The organism is Rhodoferax sp. GW822-FHT04A08, assembly GCF_058801025.1.
The window spans coordinates 1-2,017 of record NZ_JBXAMW010000052.1 but is presented as its reverse complement, the minus strand read 5'-3'; the positions used below and the strand labels follow the sequence as shown (position 1 = coordinate 2,017).

Sequence of the window (2,017 nt, the reverse complement as noted above, 5' to 3'; positions counted from 1 at the left end):
AGGAAAACCAACATGACGAACCCACCCATCAATCCCATGCAATCCAAGCTGGTCGTGCACGACGCGAAGCGGCCCATCGATCCCTACGCTGCGTTGTTGATCGAAAACCTCACCTTGCCAGTCAAAGGCCTGTATGTGCGCCAGTTCCTCGAAGACATCCTGGGGTTGCAGGACCTGCGCGAGATCCTGGCCACCCCCATTCGCGCAGACAGCCAGCAGGTACGCCTGCTGGTGGAGGTGGTCCAGCCTATCGCAAATGCCTGGCAAGAGGACGCGCTCGACTTCACTGCCAATGTGGATGCGGTGTATGTCGCATCCATTCTGTATGCCATGGACTACTGCATGTTCCCCGCGCTGTGCGGCAAGTACGACACGCCGCATGCGCTGTACAGGATGGTGCAACCCTACTTGGCGCAGCTGCGCGCCCGGGACCAACCGTCGGCCAACACGGTGCAGTTGTGCATGCACTGGGACCAGTTCGATGTGGAGGGGGATTTTCGGGAATGGATGCAGGGCCGATTGGAGAACGCACTGCGCCTGCTGGAACTTGCATCTTTTTGAAGAAATTTTGCAGAAACCTCAAAAACGCGCTTAGGCGCTCGACCTAAAAGTTCAGTATTTGATTTGTCAGCCAGACATGCATCACCAATCAAGGAGAGATTTATGAAGGTTACCCAACACGACACATCGCGCGCTCGCAGCGGTCCCGCACAGTCAGTACCGAAGAAGGTTCGTCAGAGCGCAGCCGTCATCGAGATTGATGTGGGTAAGAACCGCACCATGGACGCGCGCTTCCTGTGCATAGCCATCAACTATCCCTACATGTTCGAGAACTCTTTGGCGACCATGAACATTGATCGACGGTGGGCACCAGCCTTCACGCTCACCTGTATGGAAATCGATGCAGCCCTGGGAAACAGTACCCATGGCTTCCGTTGGAGGATGCTCGACGACGACGATGGGTTCCCTTTGTGGGCGTATACCCTGGCCGCCGAGTACAACCAGAAGGTGGCCATCACGTGGACGCCCAACGGACCGGACGTGGAGATTCTCAACCCAGCGAACGATCCGCATGACCGTCTGCGCGAGACCATCGGAACCATTATTGGCCGCGGCGTGGAGCGGGCCATTGCTGCAACGAGTGGGGCTGAACAGGGTGCGGCTGAACAAGGTGAAGCTGCAAACGGTGGTGCGGCCAACGATTCAGTCTTTGCTCATCCGGGAGACTGCAAATGAGTGCGCGCCTCCAGCATCCCTCCCTAAGTGCCGGCAAGTTAGCGATGGCTGCCAATGGCGACCTCTTTGAAGGAACCCCTTGGGCCACCCACCCGAAGGGCAAAGTAACCGGACCCACTCGGCTCAGGCTGGTGAATCCTGTAGACCTGGACGACATGTTCAGCGCGACCGAAGACCTGTGGCTGCGTATCAAGTGCCATCCGAGTCTGCGCATCCACGTGCTGAAGGATTCGGCCTTGGATATGCACCAGGTTCTGGTGCGGCCGGTATCCCCGTTGGATACAGAGGCCCGGCAATTGCTGCGCGCTGTGCAAGACCGCAACCGTTACGCCTGGAGGCCGCTTAAGGGCGACCACGGATCGGATCGGACGCACGCCCACAACCTGGTGCGCAGCATCTCCCGCACAGGGGATACGGTGGTGCTTGCACTCACACCCATGCATCGACTGGTTCGTCAGGCGGGGTTCGGCGTGGTGGGGCAACTGGATGGGCTTGTTGGAAGACTGTTGGCTGCATCCTCTTTGGCAGATGTGCCATTCACGAATGATGCATCTCGCAGGACAGGCGCATCTGGCCCAGATAGCCAACCTCCCGGGATTGACGGGGGCACCATGGCCGCGCACTGGCAAGACCGTATGCGCTCGCTCAAGATTGAAATCGATGCGTTGGGAGGCTAAGCCATGACACCGTATCTCCAAGAAAAACCCCCACGGCGCTTGCCCCCAAGCCTCCATGCAACGAGAACATTGAAGGGAAAACCTTCACAGACGTCGCTTTTGAA

General features: G+C 58.2%; 3 protein-coding genes. All 3 read left to right on the top strand.

Features of this window, described 5'->3' with window-relative positions; genetic code table 11:
* The first annotated feature begins 12 nt into the window (after nucleotides 1-12).
* The 3 genes from AC1RMF_RS26470 (at nucleotide 13) to AC1RMF_RS26460 (ending at nucleotide 1,913) form a co-directional block, all read left to right on the top strand.
* Nucleotides 13-561 (top strand): hypothetical protein, encoded by a 549-nt coding sequence (locus tag AC1RMF_RS26470; RefSeq protein ID WP_493145518.1) that lies wholly within the window; start codon nucleotides 13-15, stop codon nucleotides 559-561.
* 102 nt (nucleotides 562-663) lie between these two features.
* Nucleotides 664-1,236, top strand: coding sequence for a hypothetical protein (locus tag AC1RMF_RS26465; RefSeq protein ID WP_493145516.1), 573 nt, complete (start codon nucleotides 664-666; stop codon nucleotides 1,234-1,236).
* Nucleotides 1,233-1,913 (top strand): hypothetical protein, encoded by a 681-nt coding sequence (locus AC1RMF_RS26460; protein WP_493145514.1) that lies wholly within the window; start codon nucleotides 1,233-1,235, stop codon nucleotides 1,911-1,913. Before AC1RMF_RS26465 ends, AC1RMF_RS26460 begins: the two co-directional genes overlap by 4 nt.
* Nucleotides 1,914-2,017 lie beyond the last annotated feature (104 nt).

Excerpts from the sequence above, each read along its gene's own strand:
- AC1RMF_RS26470 (WP_493145518.1), top strand. The coding sequence starts at position 13 with ATGACGAACCCACCCATCAATCCCATGCAATCCAAGCTGGTCGTGCAC.
- AC1RMF_RS26465 (WP_493145516.1), top strand. The coding sequence starts at position 664 with ATGAAGGTTACCCAACACGACACATCGCGCGCTCGCAGCGGTCCCGCA.
- AC1RMF_RS26460 (WP_493145514.1), top strand. The coding sequence starts at position 1,233 with ATGAGTGCGCGCCTCCAGCATCCCTCCCTAAGTGCCGGCAAGTTAGCG.